The organism is Mesorhizobium zhangyense (genome assembly GCF_011045115.1).
GTDB lineage: Bacteria > Pseudomonadota > Alphaproteobacteria > Rhizobiales > Rhizobiaceae > Mesorhizobium_M > Mesorhizobium_M zhangyense.
In genome coordinates this window covers 35,438-55,981 of record NZ_JAAKZG010000021.1, presented here as the reverse complement: position 1 = coordinate 55,981, position 20,544 = coordinate 35,438, and the positions used below count along the sequence as shown (strand labels likewise).

17 protein-coding genes are annotated in these 20,544 nt (G+C 61.7%); 2 read left to right on the top strand and 15 right to left on the bottom strand.

Annotation, left to right across the window (positions count from 1 at the left end; genetic code table 11):
- Positions 1-281 precede the first annotated feature (281 nt).
- Entirely contained in the window at positions 282-2,246 is a 1,965-nt protein-coding gene (locus G6N74_RS28095) for a M23 family metallopeptidase (RefSeq protein WP_165121297.1), read from the top strand.
- 91 nt (positions 2,247-2,337) lie between these two features.
- Here G6N74_RS28095 and G6N74_RS28090 read toward each other — a convergent pair whose 3' ends face one another.
- The 9 genes from G6N74_RS28090 to G6N74_RS28050 form a co-directional block, all read right to left on the bottom strand.
- Positions 2,338-3,879 carry an MFS transporter gene (locus G6N74_RS28090; RefSeq protein WP_165121296.1) on the bottom strand — a complete coding sequence of 514 codons (1,542 nt, stop codon included), beginning with the start codon at positions 3,877-3,879 and terminating at the stop codon, positions 2,338-2,340.
- A 229-nt stretch (positions 3,880-4,108) separates the two neighbouring features.
- On the bottom strand, positions 4,109-5,581 hold the full coding sequence (locus G6N74_RS28085; RefSeq protein ID WP_165121295.1) for a L,D-transpeptidase: 1,473 nt from the start codon (positions 5,579-5,581) through the stop codon (positions 4,109-4,111).
- A 137-nt stretch (positions 5,582-5,718) separates the two neighbouring features.
- Complete coding sequence (locus G6N74_RS28080) at positions 5,719-6,075, bottom strand: MmcQ/YjbR family DNA-binding protein (RefSeq protein ID WP_165121300.1); 357 nt, start codon at positions 6,073-6,075, stop codon at positions 5,719-5,721.
- Between the two features lie 20 nt (positions 6,076-6,095).
- Complete coding sequence (gene clpB / locus G6N74_RS28075) at positions 6,096-8,702, bottom strand: ATP-dependent chaperone ClpB (protein WP_165121294.1); 2,607 nt, start codon at positions 8,700-8,702, stop codon at positions 6,096-6,098.
- Positions 8,703-8,901: 199 nt separating this feature from the next.
- Positions 8,902-9,711, bottom strand: coding sequence for a DUF4167 domain-containing protein (locus G6N74_RS28070; RefSeq protein ID WP_165121293.1), 810 nt, complete (start codon positions 9,709-9,711; stop codon positions 8,902-8,904).
- A gap of 310 nt (positions 9,712-10,021) precedes the next feature.
- Entirely contained in the window at positions 10,022-10,894 is an 873-nt protein-coding gene (gene prmC / locus G6N74_RS28065; protein WP_165121292.1) for a peptide chain release factor N(5)-glutamine methyltransferase, read from the bottom strand.
- The gene (gene prfA, locus G6N74_RS28060) at positions 10,887-11,966 is read right to left on the bottom strand and encodes a peptide chain release factor 1 (protein ID WP_165121291.1); all 1,080 of its coding nucleotides are present in this window, start codon (positions 11,964-11,966) and stop codon (positions 10,887-10,889) included. The genes prmC and prfA overlap by 8 nt, the downstream gene beginning before the upstream one ends.
- A gap of 49 nt (positions 11,967-12,015) precedes the next feature.
- Positions 12,016-14,289 carry a phosphoenolpyruvate--protein phosphotransferase gene (gene ptsP / locus G6N74_RS28055; RefSeq protein WP_165121290.1) on the bottom strand — a complete coding sequence of 758 codons (2,274 nt, stop codon included), beginning with the start codon at positions 14,287-14,289 and terminating at the stop codon, positions 12,016-12,018.
- Between the two features lie 81 nt (positions 14,290-14,370).
- The gene (locus G6N74_RS28050) at positions 14,371-15,624 is read right to left on the bottom strand and encodes an aspartate kinase (protein ID WP_165121289.1); all 1,254 of its coding nucleotides are present in this window, start codon (positions 15,622-15,624) and stop codon (positions 14,371-14,373) included.
- A 719-nt stretch (positions 15,625-16,343) separates the two neighbouring features.
- Here G6N74_RS28050 and ubiG point away from each other — a divergent pair.
- A complete protein-coding gene (gene ubiG, locus G6N74_RS28045; RefSeq protein WP_165121288.1) occupies positions 16,344-17,096 on the top strand; it encodes a bifunctional 2-polyprenyl-6-hydroxyphenol methylase/3-demethylubiquinol 3-O-methyltransferase UbiG in 753 nt (250 codons plus the stop codon).
- 11 nt (positions 17,097-17,107) lie between these two features.
- On the opposite strand, the gene G6N74_RS28040 is transcribed toward ubiG, so the two are convergent.
- The 6 genes from G6N74_RS28040 to grxC form a co-directional block, all read right to left on the bottom strand.
- Entirely contained in the window at positions 17,108-18,001 is an 894-nt protein-coding gene (locus G6N74_RS28040) for a DMT family transporter (protein ID WP_165121287.1), read from the bottom strand.
- A gap of 105 nt (positions 18,002-18,106) precedes the next feature.
- Positions 18,107-18,433: a HigA family addiction module antitoxin gene (locus tag G6N74_RS28035; RefSeq protein ID WP_165121286.1), complete on the bottom strand. Its 327-nt coding sequence runs from the start codon at positions 18,431-18,433 to the stop codon at positions 18,107-18,109.
- A gap of 60 nt (positions 18,434-18,493) precedes the next feature.
- Positions 18,494-18,775, bottom strand: coding sequence for a type II toxin-antitoxin system RelE/ParE family toxin (locus G6N74_RS28030; RefSeq protein WP_165121285.1), 282 nt, complete (start codon positions 18,773-18,775; stop codon positions 18,494-18,496).
- Between the two features lie 178 nt (positions 18,776-18,953).
- Positions 18,954-19,379 (bottom strand): DUF1178 family protein, encoded by a 426-nt coding sequence (locus tag G6N74_RS28025; protein ID WP_165121284.1) that lies wholly within the window; start codon positions 19,377-19,379, stop codon positions 18,954-18,956.
- Entirely contained in the window at positions 19,376-20,242 is an 867-nt protein-coding gene (locus G6N74_RS28020; protein ID WP_165121283.1) for a carbon-nitrogen hydrolase family protein, read from the bottom strand. The genes G6N74_RS28025 and G6N74_RS28020 overlap by 4 nt, the downstream gene beginning before the upstream one ends.
- A 10-nt stretch (positions 20,243-20,252) precedes the next feature.
- Entirely contained in the window at positions 20,253-20,522 is a 270-nt protein-coding gene (grxC, locus tag G6N74_RS28015) for a glutaredoxin 3 (protein ID WP_165121282.1), read from the bottom strand.
- Between the last annotated feature and the right edge of the window lie 22 nt (positions 20,523-20,544).

Below are 20,544 nucleotides of genomic sequence, written 5' to 3'. Positions count from 1 at the left end.
GAAAATGCGAGCCCCTTGCGGACGCTGCGTCAGGCCGCTCGAAGGCAATAGTGTTTTGCCGGCGCAGCCACATTGGAGCCCTATTGAGGCCTCAATGCCCGTCAATGTCTCTCACCTCGCAACGAAATTACGACCTTCGCGCGCGCGTTCTATATATGGGAATCCACCAGAGCGGGCACGAGACCAGGAGCCTTCGTTTGACTTCGGCTGCCGCGACAGGCAATTGTCGGGGCAATCAAGATAAAACGCCGGCTGCCGATCGGGAAACGCCACCGCTCTGAATGCACGATACGGATCAGACCATAGCTGAACTCGGCAACGAGCCGCCACTGATCGCCGACGGGCGCAGCGGGCCGCCGGACAGGCGTGAGGTATCGGCACGCTGGCTTTCCGGCACATTCCTTACCGGGGTCACCTCCAGCGTTCTCATGGGCGTTGCCCTTTTCGCCGCCCTCGATGGGCGCGAGCAATTGGCGACCCCGCCGGAAATCGCGCTGAACACCGGCGCGGCGCAGAACAAGGACGGCGGCGGCCAGGACGCCAAAGCGGCAAGACTGGTGCAACTGCGCCAGATTTCGCGGGCAAAGGACAAGCGGCGCATGGAAGTTTCCATGGCGAGCCGCGTCGGCGACCGCGACGTCGTCCGCACCGTTCCCTTCGTCCAGATCAAGATGGCATTGGCCGCCGGCTACAAGACCACACGCAGCTATCCCGCATTCGATCCGCTTGACGTCTTTGCCGAGGACGGCGCGGCCCAGATCGCCGCCGCACCAACCGGCCAGATCTACGGCGTCAAGGTCGAAAGCGAGATGAGCCTCAAGACGGTCGATTTCCCGATGGATACCGCCGCCTTCGACGAGAAGAGCGACCTGTCGGCCGACGAGGTCGAACAGGTGGTGCGAACGACAGGGGCGATCCTGACCGATGGCGACGTGCAGGTGGCTGCACTCCATTATGTCGACCCTGAACGTTTCGGAAGTTCGTTCGCGACGCAGACACTCGCCGGCTCTTATGGCGTTCGCATCGTGCCGGAGAATGTTTCCGTCTCACCGCGAATCGGCAGCGATGATTCGGCACTGACCTATGCCGAAGACATCATCCCTTTCACGGCTGATAACGACATCACCGAAGCCTTCAACGATTCAGGCTACACGGGCGACGATGCCGCCAGCATGGCAGAGGCCATCACGAAGATACTGAACGGCTCCACGCTCAAGGCCGGTACGGTGCTGCGGGTCGGTCTCGAGATACGCGGCGACAAGGCGCAGGTCGTGCGCACCAGCGTCTATGACCGCACCCAGCACCTGCTGACCATCGCGCTCAATGACCGCAAGCAATATGTGACGACGAACGAGCCCGAGCCCAATCCCGAGCTTTTGACGGCTTTCGACGATTCGCCGTCGCCGGTCGCGCGCGGCAGCCTGCCGAGCATCTATGACGGCATCTATCGCGCGGCCTATTCCTACGGCATGTCCAAGGACATGACCAAGCAGCTCATCAAGCTGCTCGCCTCGGATGTCGATTTCCAATCGCGCCTCAATTCGTCCGACCACCTCGAGGTTCTGTTCTCGCAGCCCGACAGCGATGATCAGATGTCGGACGAATCACAGCTCCTCTATGTTTCGGCGACCTTTGGCGGGGCGACTCGCAATTTCTATCGATTCCAGCTGCAGGACGGGACCTTCGATTATTTCGACGGGGACGGCCGCAGCTCCAAGCAATTCCTGCTGCGCAATCCGCTGCCGAGCGGCGTGTTCCGCTCCGGTTTCGGTGGACGCCGCCATCCGATCCTCGGCTATGTCAGGATGCACACTGGCGTCGACTGGGCGGCACCCACCGGTTCGCCGATCATCGCAGCCGGCAACGGCACCGTCGAAAAGGCCGGATGGGCGGGCGGCTACGGCAAGCAGACGATCATCCGCCACGCCAACGGCTATGAGACGTCCTACAATCACCAGAGCGGATTCGCCTCGGGCATCGTGCCGGGCGCACGGGTTCGCCAAGGCCAGGTCATCGGCTATCTCGGATCGACGGGCCTGGCGACCGGCCCCCATCTTCACTACGAGCTCATCGTCAACGGCACCAAGGTCGACCCGATGCGCGTGCGCCTTCCGGTTGGCCGCATTCTGAACGGCGACGAACTCGTTTCCTTCAAGCGCGAGCGCGAGCGGATCGACGACCTGCTCAAGGAAGAGAATGCGGGAACGCTCAAGGTGGCAAGCGCCAAGGAAAGTGCCGCCCGCTGATCGGCCTGTCTAGAGCGGTTGAACCGCTCTAAGTATTTGTTTTTACGCAATTCCGGACGAAAAACCGTTTCACACTTTTCCTGGAATTGCTCTAGCTTGGCAGATCAGACCTTTTCTCGCGCCATGCCGGCTGGGTCACCCAGGCTATGATGCCCGCCAGCGCGCACATCGCCGCTGATATCCCGGCAATGGCCTGAAACGCCCGATTCGTCGCCTCCAAGCGCAGGGCCTCTATCGCCGGCGTCAAAGGCGTCGGCGAAAATGCGCCGAATTCGATGCCCGGCGCGCCATCCCCGAGAACTTTCGCAAAGACCAGACCGGCCACGGCACCGAGTGCGGCAACCGCCATCAGCCCCGCGGCCCGCGCAACCGCATTGTTCACGCCTGAAGCAAGCCCGGTATCCTCGTCAGGCGTCGCCAGCATCACTGCCGCCGAGAGCGGCGATACCAGGATCGCCATGCCGAGACCGTTCAGCAACAGCAGGGGAAGCGTCACTGTCCATATCTGCATCAGGGGCATGGTGAGCGCCAGGCCGGTATAGGACACGGTCACGATGGCCGCGCCCAGGGTAAGCGGCAGCCGCGGCCCGCGCCGATCTGCAAGCCTGCCCGCGGAACCGGAGAGCAGCGCGATGAACAGTGACAGCGGAATGAACAGCAGGCTGACCTGCCATTCCTTGGTGCCCCAAGCCGAAACGAGCGTCATCGGCAGGAAGAACAGCACGGCACTGAAGGCAAAGAACAGGATCAGCGTATAAAGATTGGCACCTGAAAAGGCGCGCGAGCGAAACAGCTCCAGCTTCACCATCGGCGAACGGGTATGGCTCTCCCAGAGAATGAAGGCGGCAAAAAGCGCAATGCCGATCACGACCCATATGATCGGCGCGACAAGCTGACCTTCAGCGGGCAGGCCGAAACTGGTCAGGCCCCAGGCGATGACGCCCAACCCCACCGTCGCCAGAACTGCGCCCGGAATATCGAGGCGGCGCGTCTCCGACGGCCGGTCCGCCGGCACTTTGACGAAGATCATGAGCAGCGCCAGAACGCCGATGGGCACGTTGATCGCAAATATCAGCCGCCACATCCAGGGGTCGCCGAACGACAAAACCATGCCACCCAGAAACGGTCCCAGCGCCATCGTCAGCGAAGAGAAGGCGGCCCATTGGCCGATCGCCTTGCCGCGCGTTTCAGCCGGAAAGGATTTCGCAATGATGGCAAGGCTGCCCGGAACCATGAAAGCCGCACCCATGCCTTGCAACGCGCGCATGACGATCAGCATGTCGGCATCCGTCGAGATGGCGCAAAGCAGCGATGTCACCATGAACACCGCGATGCCACCGGCAAAGATGTTGCGAACGCCGAAGACATCGCCGGCCGCACCGCCGAGCAGCACGAGCGCGGAGAGAAACAGCATGTAGCCATTGCTGATCCACTGGGCATCGATCAGCGAGGCACCAAGATCGGCGCGGATCGCCGGCATCGCCAGGGACACGACCGAACCGTCGATGAAGCCCATGCTGGAGGCGAGTATCGCCGAGAACATCACGAACCGGCGGCTCGCCGGCGGGCAGAACGTACGGGCAGCCTTCGGCGGCAATGCGTTGTTCAGGATTGTTGATTCGGGCGTGCTCATGCAGCGACATTATGCGCGTGCGCGAAGCCCGGTTAGCGGCCTGCCGACAAGAAACGGCAGTCCAACGACCTTCAGGGCCACAGCTCTGGCTGTGTTGAGATTCAGGTCAGGGCGAACCGAGAATGTCGGTCTTCGAGAACCAGAACGGAGCGTACATTTGGGTACGTGAGTACCGGAAGCACAGAAAGCCGTCGTTCGCAGGCCACCCTCACCTGAATATCGACACAGCCTAGTCGGTGAACTCGACCGTGACGCCCGGGCTCACCAGCTTCGCCAATTCCTGCGCATCCCAGTTCGTCAGGCGCACGCAGCCATGGCTTTCCGTCTTGCCTATCTTGGACGGATCGGGCGTGCCGTGGATGCCGTAGGTCGGCTTGTCGAGCGCGATCCACACCGTACCGACCGGACCGTTGGGACCGGGCGGAATGGTCAGGATCTTGTCGTTGTCGCCCTGCTTGAAGTTGAGTTTGGGATTGTAGGTGTAGTTCGGATTGAGAGCGACGCGCGACACCGCATGCGTGCCGGTGGGCGACGGCGTGTCCGACGAGCCGATCGTTGCCGGGTAAGCAGCCACGAGCTTGCCCTCAGCGTCATAGGCGCGAACCTGCTTGAGCCCCTTGTCGGCTATGATGCGCTGAACCTTTGTGGCAACCGGTTTGCCGATATTGGCGACGCGGATGATCGTGCCCGGCCGCGAGAAATTGGCCTGCGGGTTGAGCGACCTGAGATAGGTTTCGTCCATGTGGAACCGCTCGGCCAGCATCTCGGGAACCGAGGTGTAACTCATGTGATCGAGCTGCGCCTTCTGGCTGTAGTCGGCAGGCACCGAAGCCACGAACGGCCCGGCCGCATCTTCAGGCGTGATGGTGTAGTTGATGAACGGATCGCCGCCGGACGCCGCGAGCACCTCCTTGATCGCAGCGGTATCCGTGGATTTCAGGTTGGTTCCCGTCAGCTGCCGATAAGCCTCGAACGCCTTGTCGACATTGGAGCCGAACTTGCCGTCGATGACGCCGGGCGAAGCGCCGGCGCGATCCATGAGGATCTGCATGCCGGCGACATCTTCGCGCGCGGTGAAGGTGGTGGGCGGTTCGACCGTGGCGCCACCGATTGCGGGCGGCTCGGAGATCGACGGCGATGTCTGCGGCGTTTCAAGCCCGGGGGTCCCCAACGGAGACCGCTCGACCGGCTCGCGCCGCACGATCTGCGGCTCAGCCCCGTAGCCACCGTTGGGATCGGCCTGTTCATCGGGAAACGCCCGGCCCGGAGCTGGCGGAAATTCTTCGCGCGGCACATTGCGCGAATAGCCGCCATTGTTCGGATATTCGTCATAGCCTTCGTCAGCCGGCCCAAGCAGCTCATCGCGCCGCGAGCGTTCGCCATAGGCCGGATCGCCTTGATAGGGATCGCTGCGACGCAACTCGCGCTGGCGCAAAGCTCTTCGGTCACGTTGGCCGACGACACCGCGAGGCGGCTGAATAGCGATCACCTGACCAGTGTAGGAATCGACGATGACCCTGTTGCCGTTGCCGTCGAAATAGACTTCGACGTCGCCAGCCTGAGCGAGCAGCACGTCGCTGCCATTCACGGCGATTCGCCGGGAATTCTCCTCCGAACGCGTATCCGACGATACGGAAGCCTGCGCGCCAAAGGTGCAAAACCCTGCTGCAAAAGCCGAAACAACAAAGAATTTGCCGACCATTCTAGCCAAAATCCCCGATTCGTCCTTGCCGCCGCGAACCGGCAGCATCCCGCGCTCTATCATACGGATACCCGCAAATGCGTTGATACGCGTAGAAGTTCCAATATGAACCCGGCATGAAGATGGCCGCGCTATGTCTATAATCCGAGTTCCTTGCGGGTGGCTTTCGGAAGCTTCTGCACGATGAGCCGGTAGCTTTCGCGGAGATAGTCCTTCAGCGCGCCAAGATCCATGCTTTCGCCGGTCTGGCGCTGTATCCATTTCATGCCGCGTGAGGCGAGATAGGGAGCAGGCCGCAAACCCGGCTGTTCTTTCAGAATATCATAGGCCATTTCGGAGCACTTGAAGGTGACGAACAGGCCGTCGCCGTCGTTCCACCCGCCGATGGCAAAAACCTTGCCACCAACTTTCCACACATGCGCCCCACCCCACTGCACCACATGAGTGGTGGAAGGCAGCGAGGCGCAAAAGCCGTTGTATTCGTCCAACGTCATCTGCGCCTCGCTTCGTCTGATCATGCCGCCTTTTCAGCCTCGACCTTTACCGGCTTCGAACGGAAGTTCAGCCGATCCGAACCGGCAGTGACCTTCACCTTCGAACCGTCGAGGATTTCGCCGAGCAGGATCTTCTCTGCCAGCGGGTCCTGCAGTTCCTTCTGCATGACACGCTTCAACGGGCGTGCGCCATAGGCCGGGTCGTAGCCCTTGTTGGCCAGCCAGTCGATTGCCTCGGCATCCAGCTCGAGCCTGATCTTGCGATCGGCAAGCAGGCTTTCCAGCCGCTTCAACTGGATCTCGACGATCTTGCCCATGTCCTGGCGACGCAGCCGGTGGAACAGGATGACCTCGTCGACACGGTTCAGGAATTCCGGCCGGAACGACGCCTTGACCACCGCCATGACTTCGTCGCGAACGATGTCGACATCCTGATCCTCGCCGAGATTGACGAGATATTCAGCGCCGAGGTTCGACGTCATGATGATCAGCGTATTACGGAAATCGACCGTGCGGCCCTGCCCGTCGGTCAGGCGGCCATCGTCGAGCACCTGAAGCAGCACGTTGAAGACATCGGGATGCGCCTTCTCGATCTCGTCGAACAATATGACCTGATAGGGCCGGCGCCGCACCGCTTCAGTCAGCGCACCGCCCTCCTCATAGCCGACATAGCCGGGAGGCGCGCCGATGAGCCGTGATACCGAGTGCTTCTCCATGAACTCCGACATGTCGATGCGCACCATGGCGCTCTCGTCGTCGAACAGGAAGCTTGCAAGCGCCTTGGTCAGTTCGGTCTTGCCGACACCCGTCGGGCCCAGGAACATGAACGAGCCGATCGGCCTGTTCGGATCCTGAAGCCCGGCGCGCGCACGACGCACCGCCTTCGAAACGGCTTGCACCGCTTCGCCCTGGCCAATGACGCGCTTGGCGATCTCGTCTTCCATGCGCAACAGCTTGTCGCGCTCGCCCTGCAGCATCTTGTCGACCGGAATTCCGGTCCAGCGCGAGACGATATGAGCAACGTGGTCAGGCGTGACCACTTCCTCGACCATGCCGACCTTGCCGTCCTGGGCTTCCGCCTCCTGCAGGCGCTTTTCCAATTCAGGGATGCGGCCATAGGCAAGCTCGCCCGCCTTCTGGAACTCGCCCTTGCGTTGGGCAATGGCGAGGTCGTTGCGGGCTTCTTCAAGCTCTTTCTTGAGGTCGGCGGCGAGCCCGAGCTTCTGCTTTTCCGCCTGCCATTTCGAGGTGATCTCGGTCGATTCCTCTTCCAGATTGGCAAGCTCGTTCTCAAGCCGGACAAGCCGGTCCTTCGAGGCTTCGTCCGTCTCGACCTTCAGCGCCTCGCGCTCGATCTTGAGCTGCATGATACGGCGGTCGACCTCGTCCAGCGCTTCCGGCTTGGAATCGACCTGCATCCGCAGCCGCGACGCAGCCTCGTCGACCAGATCGATCGCCTTGTCCGGGAGAAACCGATCGGCAATGTAGCGGTTCGACAGCGTTGCAGCCGAAACCAGCGCGGAGTCAGAGATGCGCACCTTGTGGTGCTGCTCGTATTTCTCCTTCAGGCCACGCAGGATCGAGACCGTATCTTCGACGGTCGGTTCCTCGACGAACACCGGCTGGAAACGCCGCGCAAGTGCGGCATCCTTTTCGACATGCTTGCGATATTCTTCGAGCGTGGTCGCGCCGACGCAGTGAAGCTCGCCGCGTGCAAGCGCCGGCTTCAGCAGGTTCGAGGCATCCATTGCGCCATCGGCCTTGCCGGCGCCGACCAGCGTGTGCATCTCATCGATGAACAGGATGATGTTGCCATTCGCAGCCGTCACTTCGGACAGGACCGCTTTCAGCCGCTCCTCGAACTCGCCGCGATATTTCGCACCGGCAATCAGCGAGCCCATGTCGAGCGCCATCAACTGCTTGTCCTTGAGCGATTCCGGCACGTCGCCATTGACGATGCGCAGCGCCAGGCCTTCGGCGATCGCCGTCTTGCCGACGCCGGGCTCACCGATCAGCACGGGGTTGTTCTTGGTGCGCCGCGACAGGACCTGGATGGTGCGGCGGATCTCGTCGTCGCGGCCGATGACCGGATCGAGCTTGCCAGCGCGGGCGTCCGCCGTCAGGTCGCGCGCATATTTCTTCAGCGCGTCATAGCCCTGCTCCGCAGAAGCCGAGTCGGCCGTGCGGCCCTTGCGAACATCGTTGATGACCTGGTTCAGCGCCTGCGGGGTGACGCCGGCCTTGGCCAGGATATCGGCGGTCTTGGCCGACTTCTCCATGGCAAGCGCCTGCAGCAGACGCTCGACGGTGACGAAACTGTCACCGGCCTTCTTGGCCAGTTCTTCCGCAGTGGAAAACACCTTGGCCAGCGGCTGCGCCAGATAGAGCTGGCCGTTGCCGCCTTCGACCTTCGGCATCGCCTCGAGTGCCGCCTCAACGCCGAGCTTGACGTCGCGCGGACGACCGTCGGCGCGCTCGATCAGCGACGCGGCAAGGCCTTCATCGTCATCGACGAGAACCTTCAGGATATGTTCGGGCGTGAACTGCTGATGATTTCTGGATAGTGCGAGCGTTTGTGCGGACTGGATGAAGCCCCGAACGCGCTCGGAGTATTTCTCTAGATTCATACCTGTCTCCTTTCATCACCGGCCCGCTTTGCGGCACCGGATCAGCTTACGGTGACGGACCCCCTCTATCGAGCCGGGTCCATTTCAAACCAGATATGGGAATGCGCGAAAATTCCTCAAGACGGCATCAACCAACCGTACAAACAAAAACGGCGGAGACAAAGTCCCCGCCGCATATTCCTGTCGACAGAAAGATCGATCAGCTGTTGACGGCTGCCAGAACCGTATTGCCATCCGCATCCGGCGCGGCCTCGGCAGATGCATCTGCCTTCGCTTCATCGGGAAGGCGCTCGCCACGGCGCGGACGACGGCCGCGGCGCGGTGCCGGGGCAGCTTCTTCACCAGCAGCCTCAGCTGCCGGGGCAGACTCTACAGCTGGAGCAGCTTCGGCTACCGGAGCAGCTTCCGCGACCGGTTCCGGCGCAGGTGCTGCCTGTGGCGGCCTCGGGCGGCGGCCACGGCCGCGACCAGCCGAAGGTTCGGTCGCCGTTTCGGTGTTCAGCGCGACTTCGGCGGGCGTGCCCTCGATGACCGGCTGCGGCCCGGAACCATCGCTGGCATCCTGAGACGCCTCGGGCTCCTGACCACCGGCCTGCTGTCCATTGCCATGCTGCGGCGCGTTGACCGCATTGCCGGCATTGTCGAAATCCTGATCCGCATCGTCATCCATGTCGTCGCGGTTCTGTTGCTGCACATGCTGGATCGGCATCTGCGCCTGGGCGGCAGCAATGATGCGATTGTAATGCTCGGCATGCTGCAGGTAGTTTTCCGCCATCACGCGGTCGCCGGCACTTTGTGCATCGCGGGCAAGCGTGGCGTATTTTTCGGCGATCTGTTGCGCCGAGCCGCGGATTTTAACATCCGGACCGTTGCTTTCGTAATTGCGCGTCAGCGGGTTTGGCCCTTTGCGGTTGTTATTATTGTTGTTGTTATTGTTATTATTATTGCTGCCGCTACCGCCATTGTTGTTGCGGCCGCGCATGCGCCTGTTCTGCTGTTGTGGCCTCATCCGACTCTCTTCATGATTTATAAAAAATTGCGCAAACGGGGCGCCTCGGCGGCCAGCCGTTTCGTGTACTTACGATGGTGTTCGCCCGCATCAATTGCGTTGGCGTCACGTGCCATTCCGTTTGGTCTCTTGTCACTTGCCGGGTGATCCCCACACGAAGCAAAAGCGTCGTTTACGCAAGAAGGCAGTTTGTTTCCAAGGGAACCGAATCGATAACAGCACTGCCTGCTTCGTCTCATCCGGTAATTCGAACCTAGCGGCATTCCCTAGAGTTGCCAAGTATTTTTTCGATTCAATACAACACTTTGATTCAACGTTGGAAAAACAGCGCACGGTCATTTCCGGCAAGGTCATGTCTTGCGACTGCGAGCTCATAACCCGCTTCGCGGAAAATGCCTGTAACGTCTATCCTCTGATCGAATCCGATTTCCAGGGCGATCTTGCCGCCTCGTTCCAGATGAACTGCCGCTTCTGCGGCTATGATGCGATAGGGATCGAGACCATCGTCTCCGCCATCAAGCGCAAGATGCGGATCAAAGTCTCGCACGTCTCGCTCAAGGCCATAAATATCTTTGGTAGCTATATAGGGCGGATTTGAGACGATTAAATGGAAGCGCCCGGAAATTTTTGCAAACCAGTCGGATTTTTTCGCAGTGAACCGGCTCGCAAGCCCCAATTCCCCAGCATTTCGCCGAGCCGTGGTCAGCGCACCTTGCGAAATATCGGCGCCAACCGCGACCGCCTTTTCCACCTGGCTCAACAAAGCAAGCGGGATCGCACCGGTGCCGGTGCCAAGATCGAGTATACGGCACTCCCCTTCCCGCTCCGCTGTCTCACGCACGAATGGCAGCACCATGTCGACAAGCGTCTCGGTATCCGGGCGGGGCTCCAGCGTCTCAGGCGAGAGATAAAACTTCAGGCCATAGAACTCGCGAAACCCGAGGATCCGATGAACCGGCTCCCCCACAGTCCGCCTGGCTATCGCAGCCTCGATCGCGGCGAGTACCTCCGCGCCGAGAACGTGGTCCGGCATCAATATGGCGTCCTTGCGCGTCGTGCCGGAAAAATGCTCGACGATCAGCCGCGCATCCAGCGCCGGATTTTCGACGCCAGCTCCCGCAAGCCTGTCCCGCGCGGCGCGGAAAGCGCCTGACAGCGTGGCGGTTTTCGAGGTCTCAGCCATCCAGCCCGATGTCGGCAAGAAGCTTCGACTGGTGATCGGAAATCAGCGCCGAGATGATCTCGTCGAGCTCGCCCATCATCACCCGGTCGAGCTTGTAGAGCGTGAGGTTGATGCGGTGGTCGGTTACGCGGCCTTGCGGAAAATTATAGGTGCGGATGCGCTCCGAGCGATCGCCTGAGCCGACCTGCGATTTGCGCGATTCCGAGCGCTCTTCGTCCGCCTTCGACCGCTCCATGTCGAACAGCCGCGCCCGCAGGATCTGCATGGCGCGCGCCCTGTTCTGGTGCTGCGATTTTTCGGCCTGCACCACCATGATGCCGGTGGGCAGATGGGTAATGCGGACCGCCGAGTCGGTGGTGTTGACGTGCTGGCCGCCCGAACCCGAGGCGCGCATCGTGTCGATGCGGATGTCTTCCGAGCGTATCTCGATATCGACTTCTTCAGCCTCCGGCAGCACCGCAACTGTCGCCGCCGAAGTGTGGATGCGCCCGCTGCCTTCAGTCGCCGGCACGCGCTGGACCCGGTGCACACCGGATTCGAACTTCAGCTTGGCAAAGACGCCCTTGCCCGACACCGTGGCGATGATTTCCTTGTAGCCGCCGACCTCGCCTTCGCTTGCGGACGCAGCCTCGAAACGCCAGCCTTGCTCGGCAGCGTAGCGCTCATACATGCGAAACAGATCGCCGGCGAAAAGTGCGGCTTCGTCGCCGCCGGTGCCGGCGCGGATTTCAAGGATCGCGTTCTTTTCGTCGGCGGCATCCTTGGGCAGCAGCAGGATCTGGATGTCCTTTTGCAGCGTTTCGATCTTTTCCTCGACGCCCGGCAACTCGCCTTCGGCCAGCGCCCGCATCTCGGCATCAGTGCCCTTGTCAGCCAGCATGGTTTCGAGATCGGCAAGTTCCTGCTCGGCGGAACGAAGCTCCCTGATCCTGGCGACCATATCCTGGATGTCGGAGTATTCCGAGGCCATCTTGACATAGGCTTCGGGGTCGGGACCGGCCGCCATCTGCGCTTCGAGCATGTCGAAGCGCTTCACTACCTGGTCCATGCGGTCGCGGGGCAAGCTGATCATCGTTATTTGTACTCGACGAGATGCACGTCAGGCCGCCCTCACCTGAATTTCAAAGCGGAATGGAGCGGTCGTCGGCAAAGGTCTGCAACAGCGCGCGCATAGGCAGGCCGACGGTTGGACCGGACATATTGTCGTGCAGGAACGCCGTCAACTCCACAACCGGCAATTCGGCCAGCATCGCCTTGACCGGGCCGATCGAGGCGGGTGACATCGAGATCGAGCGATAGCCGAGACCGACCAGCGCCATTGCCGAAATCGGCTTGCCCGCGAGTTCTCCGCAAAGCGTCACCGGCGTGTGATTGCGATGGCCGGCGTCGGCTATGTGCTTGAGCACCCGCAGGAACGGCACCGACAGGGGGTCGAAGCGATCCGAAAGCTGCGTGTTGCCGCGATCCGTTGCCATGACGAACTGGAACAGGTCGTTGGAACCGACGGAAACGAAATCCACCGTCTGCATCAATTCGTCGATCTGCCACAGCAGCGACGGCACTTCGAGCATCGCGCCGAGCTTGAGGCTGGTCGGCAGATGGTGGGCAAAGCGCGACAGATGCCGCACCTCGCGCTCGATGAGTTCGCGGGCCTGCGCGATCTCGCCAAGCTCGGTCACCATCGGCAGCATCAGCTTCAGTTCGCGTCCGCCGGCAGCCTTGAGCAATGCCCGGACCTGCGCGCGCAGGAGACCGGGCCGATCGAGCGTCAGGCGGATGGCGCGCCAGCCAAGCGCCGGGTTTTCTTCATGGACCGAGCCCTTGAAATAGGGCAGCACCTTGTCGCCGCCAATATCGATGGTGCGGAAGGTGACGGGCTTGCCCTGGGCCGCGTCGAGCACATCGCGATAGAGCCGCTCCTGTGCTTCGGCGCGCGGGAATGTCGAGGCGACCATGAACTGCAATTCGGTGCGGAACAGGCCAATGCCGCTCGCACCCGCCTCGGCCAGTTGCGGCAGGTCGACGGCGAGCCCGGCATTCATCAGGAGATCGATATGGATGCCGTCCCTGGAAATCGACGGCTTGCTGCGCAGTTCGCGGTACAGTTCCTGCCGGCGCGCTCGGAACCGGACTTTTTCGGCATAGGCAGCTTCGAGGTCCGGTTGGGGCCGCAGGTGAATGGTGCCGTCCTCGCCGTCGACGATGATCGCATCGCCGTTTTCCGCCATCGAGACGGCGCCCTTCATCTGGCCGGCGACGGGAATGCCCATGGCGCGCGCCACGATGACGACGTGGCTGGTGGCGGCTCCGTCTTCCAGCACGAGGCCGCGCAGCTTCTCGCGTGGATAGTCGAGCAGCTCGGCAGCACCCATCGAGCGGGCGACGACGATCGCATCCTTCGGCAGCGAGGCCGCAACATCCTCCGGCGCACGGCCCATCAACTGGCGCAGCAGGCGGTTGGCGAGATCGTCGAAATCGCTCATCCGCTCGCGCAGATAGGGGTCGGTCATATGCAGCATGCGCGCGCGCATGTCGCTCTGCACCTTTTCGACGGCGGCTTCGGCGGTCAGGCCGTTGCTAACCGCCTCCTCCAGCCGGCGCACCCAGCCACGGTCATTGGCGAACATGCGGTAGGCTTCCAGCACCTCGCGATGCTCGCCTTCGAAGGCGACCTCGCGGCGCGACAGCATGTCGTCGATGGAGAGCCGCAGCGACCCGAGCGCCAATTCGAGGCGGCGCATTTCCTGCTCACTGTCCTCGTTGAACAGGTTGGTGACGACGATGCGTGGCTCATGCAGCACGACATGGCCGAGCCCGACGCCTTCGTTGAACGAGAGACCCTTGAAGCTCGCCGGGCGGCGCAGGTCGAGCTCCAGCCCGTCATGGCGCGTCAGCCGGGCGAGATCGCCGGTGGCGATCATCTCGGCAATCACCATGGCGGTGGTTTCCAGCGCCTCGACCTCGTCTTCGCGATAATGCCGCTGCGTCCTATTCTGGACGACAAGCACGCCCAGCGTGCGCCCTGCCCTGAGCACCGGCACGCCGAGGAAGGAATTGTAGATTTCTTCGCCCGTTTCCGGGAGATAGGCAAAGGCTGGATGTTCCTGCGCATTAGACAGGTTCAGCGCACGCGCGCTGGCCGCGATGGTGCCGACCAGACCCTGTCCGAGCCGCAACTGCGCCAGGTGGACCGCGCCGGGATTGAGACCTTCGGTGGCGTAGAGTTCGAGAACCGAATCGGCGCGCAGCACATAGAGCGAGCAGACTTCGGCCACCATGTTCTGGGCGATGTCGCGCACGATGCGGTCAAGCCGCTCCTGCGCTTCAAGCGGCTCCGCCATCAGCTCGCGAAGCCGTTTCAAGAGAACGCGTGGACCGCCGGCCGTGTCACGCATCAGATGCCGTCTCCAACTATCATTGGCCGGCGTGCATAATGCCACACGCCGGCTAATGGGGGACCGAAAAAATCTATCTGTCTACTGCTTATCCAGACCGTAGACGGAATGCAAAGTGCGAACCGCAAGTTCCGTGTAGGGACCGTCGATCAGGATCGAAATCTTGATCTCGGAGGTCGTTATCGCACGGATATTGATGCTTTTTTCGGCAAGTGCCTTGAAAGCGGTCGCAGCAACGCCGGCGTGGCTGCGCATGCCGATGCCGATGACCGAAACCTTGGACATGCCGTCGTCGTGCTGGACGGCGTCGTAGCCGATCGTCGGGCGAATCGTTTCGAGCACGGCCAGCGCCTTGTCGACATCGCCGGACGGCACGGTGAAGGTCATGTCGGTCGATTTGCCGTCCTCGGAAATGTTCTGGACGATCATGTCGACATTGATGTTTGCCTCGGCCAGCGGGCCGAAGATGCCGGCGGCGACACCCGGCCGGTCGGAGACGCGGCGCAGCGATATCTGGGCCTCATCCTTGGCGTAAGCAATTCCGGTGACGACCTGCTGTTCCACGATTTCTTCCTCGTCGCAAATAAGCGTTCCGGGCGGATTGAGAAGATCGCCCATTCCCGGCGCGTCCGGATCGTCGAAGGACGAGCGGACGAAGGTGCGCACCCGGTGCACCATGGCGAGCTCGACCGAACGCACCTGCAAGACCTTGGCGCCGAGCGACGCCATTTCAAGCATTTCCTCGAAGGAAATCTTGGAAAGCCGCCGCGCCTTCGGCTCGATGCGCGGGTCGGTTGTGTAGACGCCGTCGACATCGGTGTAGATGTCGCAGCGATCCGCCTTGACGGCGGCGGCAATGGCGACGGCACTGGTGTCCGAGCCGCCGCGGCCAAGCGTGGCGATGCGGTTGTCCGGGCCGATGCCCTGGAAACCGGCGATGACGGCCACCTGGCCTTCGCCAAAGCGCTGGATCAGGAACGAGCCGTCGATATCCATGATGCGCGCAGCACCGTGGGCGTTGTCGGTCTTGATCGGGATCTGCCAGCCCTGCCATGAGCGGGCGTGGACGCCGATATTCTGCAGCGCGATCGCCAGCAGGCCAGCGGTAACCTGTTCGCCCGAGGCGACAACGGCGTCATATTCGCGGGCATCATGCATCGGCGAGGCGTCGCGGGTCCAGGCAACCAGTTCGTTGGTCTTGCCCGACATGGCGGAGACGACGACGGCGACATCGTGGCCGGCATCGACCTCGCGTTTGACATGGCGTGCCACATTGCGAATGCGGCTGATGTCGGCGACGGAAGTTCCGCCGAATTTCATCACGATGCGCGCCATGGAAGCCGGATGCCCTTTGCTATGCCCAGGGCCTGTCACTGCCGCCGGAAAGTCGAAACGAAGGCCTGAGCGAAACCGCATCTGCCAAGTCGCGGCCTCCTTATCCAAAACAATGGGGTTAGGCAAGGTGGGAGCGGCGGCGTCTCATCCTTCTCCCCTTGTGGGAGAAGGTGAGGCGCGCTTCATCATCGCCACGCCTGCTTTCGCATCTGGCCATTGTCAAAGATCGGGAAGCGGGGCGCATGGCCGTGCCTTCCTAGTGTTTAGTAAGTGGCGCGACTTCCGCGCCCCGCCGGCGATTTCTGTTCCCGTCCGTTCCGCTGCTCCCTGCTTTCATTCATTTACGAATGAAGACAGAGCCTATGTGCTCGTCCAGCACGCGCGGGCCATAATACCCGCAGGAGAACCCTTGGACGGAACCTCCCCGGCCTTGCGGCTACGTTTGCCGCAAGACGGAAGCGCCGGTTCCTCCCCACAGATCACCGTCGCGATCGATGTTCCCATGGGAGGAACTGGCTGGAATTATGCGGGAGGCGGAAAGGGTGTGGAAAAATCAGGCATGAAAAAATGCGCTGCCTGAACGAAAACAAATGCTTAGGTTGAAAACATTCAAAAATCTTTCCACAGCCGATCCACTCTTTCGCCAATGTCGATAAAAATTGTTGCCTTGACATTTTTCGCCCCAAACCCGACTTCCTTGCGTCGAAGGAGACAAATCTATGCCCGAGGCCCGACGATCGACGATCGACGCCGGAGAAGTGGAACGCTTCTCCGCGCTTGCAGCCGAATGGTGGAACCCCAACGGGAAATTCCGCCCGCTGCACAAATTCAATCCCGTGCGTCTCGCCTATATCCGCGACCAGGTGGCGGCCCGCTTCGGCCGCGATGCGCATGCCGCAAAGCCCTTCGAGGGCCTGCGCATCCTCGATATCGGCTGCGGCGGCGGTCTTTTGTGCGAGCCGATGTCGCGCCTGGGCGCCGAAGTGGTGGGCGCGGATGCTTCGGAAACCAACATCGAGGTGGCGAAGCTCCATGCGGCGGAAGCCGGCGTGACTGTGGATTACCGCGCCACGACCGCCGAAGCTCTGGCCGAGGCCGGTGAGAAATTCGACGTCGTGCTGAACATGGAAGTGGTCGAGCATGTCGCCGACATCGACCTGTTCATCGCCAAATGTTCCGAGATGGTGAAGCCGGACGGCATCATGTTCGTCGCCACCATCAACCGCACGCTGAAGGCATTGGGACTGGCGATCGTTGGCGCGGAATATCTGCTGCGCTGGCTGCCGCGTGGCACGCACCAATATGGCAAGCTGGTGCGGCCGGAAGAGCTGGAAGGCTCGCTCGGCAAGGCCGGCATGCGCATCATCAACCGCACCGGCGTCGTCTACAGCCCGCTTGCCGATCGCTGGCAGAAATCCAAGGACATGGACGTCAACTACATGGTCCTGACGGAACACGCGCCGACGAACTGAGGTTTAAGCTTTTAAGCCTTTCCGTTCTGGGCGCGCGTCGTCATGAAGACGCCGACGGTAACGATCGCCGCACCGATCCAGGTCAACGCCTGATAGCGCTCGCCGAGGAAGAACGTGCCTGAAATCAGGCCGACCGCGGCGGCGACATAGCCGATCTGGCTGAGATAGACCGGCCCGCCGACCGCCTGCAGCCGGAAGAACACCGCAAACATCGTCGATGCGGCGGCAACCTGCGCCAGCACCAGAACGGGCTCGCCGGCCAATGCGCCGAATGACGACAAGCCGCCGCCAACGGTCACTATCGCAGTTAGGAGAATCACTGCCGAGGCGAGATGGCTGCCGGCGGCAAGTTCGATCGGGCCTGCATCGGCCGGCCAGTCATAGCTGCGATAGATATTCCCGGCGGCGAGGCTGACCGGAACCAGCAGCCCGACGATGACCCAGAACAATTCCGCCGGCTGGACCGCCTCGCCGCGCGTCAGCGCCACCATCGCGGCCCCGACGAAGCCGACGGCAATGCCGGCAATGCCGAGCCCGTTCGGGCGGCGCACGCCGAGCAGAATCGAAAGCACCAGTGTGATGACCGGCGACAGGGTGAACATGATGCCGGTGTAGCCGGCGCCGAGATGCGGGATCGCCGAAAGCAGCAGCAGGTTCGGAATGGCGTAGGAGATCGTCGCCGTGACGACGAAATAGCGCAGCTTGTGGGCATTCAGCGCAATGCGCTGCCCCCGCGCCAGAAGCGCGCAGAGGAGAACGCCGCCCGCGCCGAACGAGATGACGAAGGCCCAAAGCATCGGCGCGACGCCGGCCTGCCCCGCCATCTTGCCAAAGGGCAGCGTCAGCCCCAGCAGCGCGCCGTTGACCAGCAGCAGGCCGATGGCCGAGTTCCATAGGTTTTTCATGGGATTATCAGCGCTACGAGGGCAGTGTGCTTATCGTCGAGACCACCAATATGACGCGATCCCGCCCGCCGGGACGGTCGTGGCCTACAAAGCATGGTGCGCGGCTTAGGCCGAAAGTCTCGCCTCTGCGAAATTCTCTGCTGTCAGCGGCTCGATCTTTTCGAGGTCGGCCATCTTGGCTTTTGCTTCAACCGCGATGTCGAATCCGGCCTGCATGTTCATCCAGAACTGCGGTGTCGTTCCAAAGAACCTGCCAAGTCTGAGGGCCGTATCCGGGGTGACAGGGGTGTGTTCCGCAACCAGCCTCTCAATGCGGGTGCGGGGTACGTTGAGCCTCTTGGCCAGCGTGTAGGGCTTCAGATGCAGCGGCGCTAGATATTCTTCACGAAGTATCTCTCCGGGATGTATCGGGGGTGCGAAATGGGTGTTCATGACCGTGAACCTTTGAGTAAATAAAAGTAGTGGTGTGCCAGATAGGCGGTTACCAAGTCTTTAGTGGTAGTCGGTGATTTCAACGTCCTCTGCATGGCCGTCTGCCCACCGAAAGCAGACGCGAAACTGATCGTTGATCCGAATTGAGTACTGGCCGGCGCGGTCGCCTTTCAACACCTCCAGTCGGTTTCCGGGAGGTGACATCAGATCCCTCAATTCGACAGCGTGCTCAATCATGTAGAGCTTCCGCTGAGCCGAGCGAACAAGATTGGCCGGGAACCCTTTAGGGGTTCGACCTCTCAGAACCAACTCGCTCGCCTTGTCTTTGAACGACCGTATCATGTCCCCGCCCTCTACGTACCATGCGGCGATACGCGCTGCTTGTCAACAGATAAGTATCATGGGATGATACGAACAGCTTGTCGCGACGTTTGAGCCGATGGTTTGCTGTACTTTCGAGGAAGCGGCCTTTCGATCGCTGGATGAAGCTATCCGGCAGGCCTCAAGGAGGTAGTTCCTTTCAATTCTGGTCGTCGGGGAATGTCGGGATCGGCATGAACTCGACGCCGTCTTCGGCGAGGCTCTTGGCCTCGTCGAGCGTCGCTTCGCCGTAGATGCCGCGCGCGTCGGATTCGCCGAAGTGGATCTTGCGCGCTTCCTCGGCGAATTTGTCGCCGACATAGTCCGAATTCTCGCGGATCTTTTCCGACAGCGCTTTGAGCTGCGCCATGGCGGCGCGCTGCTGCTCGTTCATGGCGAGCGCGATCTTTTCCTTCTTGCGGCCGGTCGAAACGGCAGGCGCCATCAGCGCCTTCTCGACCTTGTGCGAGCCGCAGGCCGGGCAATCGACGAGGCCGCGCTTCTGCTGCTTCTCGAAGTCCTCGTTGTTGCGGAACCAGCCTTCGAAATCATGCGAACGCTCGCAGGTGAGCGAGAACTTGATCAAGACGCCGCTCCCCGGAGCGAAACGCCCTCCGCGGCGATGGTGTTCACGGCGAATTCTCGCGCGTTCTTGAGGTTCGGGATTTTCTTGCGGGCGGCCGCCGAAAGCGCCGTGTCGATCTCGGCGACGATGACGCCGGGCTCGTCATGATCGGCCTCGGCGATGATCTTGCCCCAGGGGTCGACGATCAGCGAGTGGCCATAGGTTTCGCGGCCGTCCTCATGCTTGCCGCCTTGTGCAGCCGAGATCATGAAGGCGCCGTTTTCGATGGCGCGGGCGCGCTGGAGCACGTGCCAGTGCGCCTCGCCGGTCTGGCGGGTAAAGGCGGCCGGTGCGGTCAGCACATCGGCGCCTGCCAGCGCCTCGGCGCGGAAAAGCTGCGGAAAGCGCACGTCGTAGCAGATGGCGAAGCCGAGCTTGGCGAAGGGAAGCTCGGCGACGACCGCCTCGGTTCCGGCCTCATAGGCGTTCGATTCGCGCCAGCTTTCGCCATTGTCGAGATCGACATCGAACATGTGGATCTTGTCGTAGAGCGCAATCGACGCGCCCTCGGGTGAGTAAAGCAGCGCCCGGTTGGCAAGCTTCCCATCGGCGCGCACGATGGCCGTCGAGCCGATATGCAGGAAGATGCCGAGCTCACGCGACAGCCTTGCGGACGCTGCCGCGATGATATCGCGATCCTGCGTGGTGAAGGCAGATTGCCGGGCTTCGCTGTCGCTGACGATAGCGCCGGTCATTTCCGGCGTCTGGATGTAGGTGGCGCCCTGCCCCGCCGCTTCGCGCACCAGCGCTTCGAAAGTTTCGACATTGCGCTTCGGATCGATGCCCGAGCGCATCTGGATGGCGGCGGCCTTGAATTTGCTCATCGTTTCCTCCTCAGCCCAAACGGCCAGTGGCGAGCAGGCCGTCAAGCTGGCCGCGCGCATCGAGTTCATGAAGATCGTCGCAACCGCCGACATGGACGTCGCCGACGAATATCTGCGGGAAGGTCGAGCCGCCATTGGCGCGCGCGATCATTTCCTGCCGCAGTTCCGGCGAAAACGAGGCGTCCTGCTCCTTGTAGGCCACGCCCTTCTTGTCGAGCAGCCGCTTGGCAGCACTGCAATAACCGCACATGGCGCGGGTGTAGATCGTCACATCGACCATATCGTAATCCTGACGTTGTGAA

What these genes read in the sequence shown, in the direction of transcription:
- grxC (WP_165121282.1), bottom strand. Translation starts at nt 20,522, where the DNA reads ATGGTCGATGTGACGATCTACACCCGCGCCATGTGCGGTTATTGCAGT.
- G6N74_RS28030 (WP_165121285.1), bottom strand. Translation starts at nt 18,775, where the DNA reads ATGATACGGTCGTTCAAAGACAAGGCGAGCGAGTTGGTTCTGAGAGGT.
- clpB (WP_165121294.1), bottom strand. Translation starts at nt 8,702, where the DNA reads ATGAATCTAGAGAAATACTCCGAGCGCGTTCGGGGCTTCATCCAGTCC.
- G6N74_RS28020 (WP_165121283.1), bottom strand. Translation starts at nt 20,242, where the DNA reads ATGAGCAAATTCAAGGCCGCCGCCATCCAGATGCGCTCGGGCATCGAT.
- prmC (WP_165121292.1), bottom strand. Translation starts at nt 10,894, where the DNA reads ATGGCTGAGACCTCGAAAACCGCCACGCTGTCAGGCGCTTTCCGCGCC.
- G6N74_RS28035 (WP_165121286.1), bottom strand. Translation starts at nt 18,433, where the DNA reads ATGAACACCCATTTCGCACCCCCGATACATCCCGGAGAGATACTTCGT.
- G6N74_RS28080 (WP_165121300.1), bottom strand. Translation starts at nt 6,075, where the DNA reads ATGACGTTGGACGAATACAACGGCTTTTGCGCCTCGCTGCCTTCCACC.
- ubiG (WP_165121288.1), top strand. Translation starts at nt 16,344, where the DNA reads ATGCCCGAGGCCCGACGATCGACGATCGACGCCGGAGAAGTGGAACGC.
- G6N74_RS28085 (WP_165121295.1), bottom strand. Translation starts at nt 5,581, where the DNA reads ATGGTCGGCAAATTCTTTGTTGTTTCGGCTTTTGCAGCAGGGTTTTGC.
- G6N74_RS28095 (WP_165121297.1), top strand. Translation starts at nt 282, where the DNA reads ATGCACGATACGGATCAGACCATAGCTGAACTCGGCAACGAGCCGCCA.
- G6N74_RS28050 (WP_165121289.1), bottom strand. Translation starts at nt 15,624, where the DNA reads ATGGCGCGCATCGTGATGAAATTCGGCGGAACTTCCGTCGCCGACATC.
- G6N74_RS28070 (WP_165121293.1), bottom strand. Translation starts at nt 9,711, where the DNA reads ATGAGGCCACAACAGCAGAACAGGCGCATGCGCGGCCGCAACAACAAT.
- ptsP (WP_165121290.1), bottom strand. Translation starts at nt 14,289, where the DNA reads ATGCGTGACACGGCCGGCGGTCCACGCGTTCTCTTGAAACGGCTTCGC.
- G6N74_RS28090 (WP_165121296.1), bottom strand. Translation starts at nt 3,879, where the DNA reads ATGAGCACGCCCGAATCAACAATCCTGAACAACGCATTGCCGCCGAAG.
- G6N74_RS28040 (WP_165121287.1), bottom strand. Translation starts at nt 18,001, where the DNA reads ATGAAAAACCTATGGAACTCGGCCATCGGCCTGCTGCTGGTCAACGGC.
- prfA (WP_165121291.1), bottom strand. Translation starts at nt 11,966, where the DNA reads ATGATCAGCTTGCCCCGCGACCGCATGGACCAGGTAGTGAAGCGCTTC.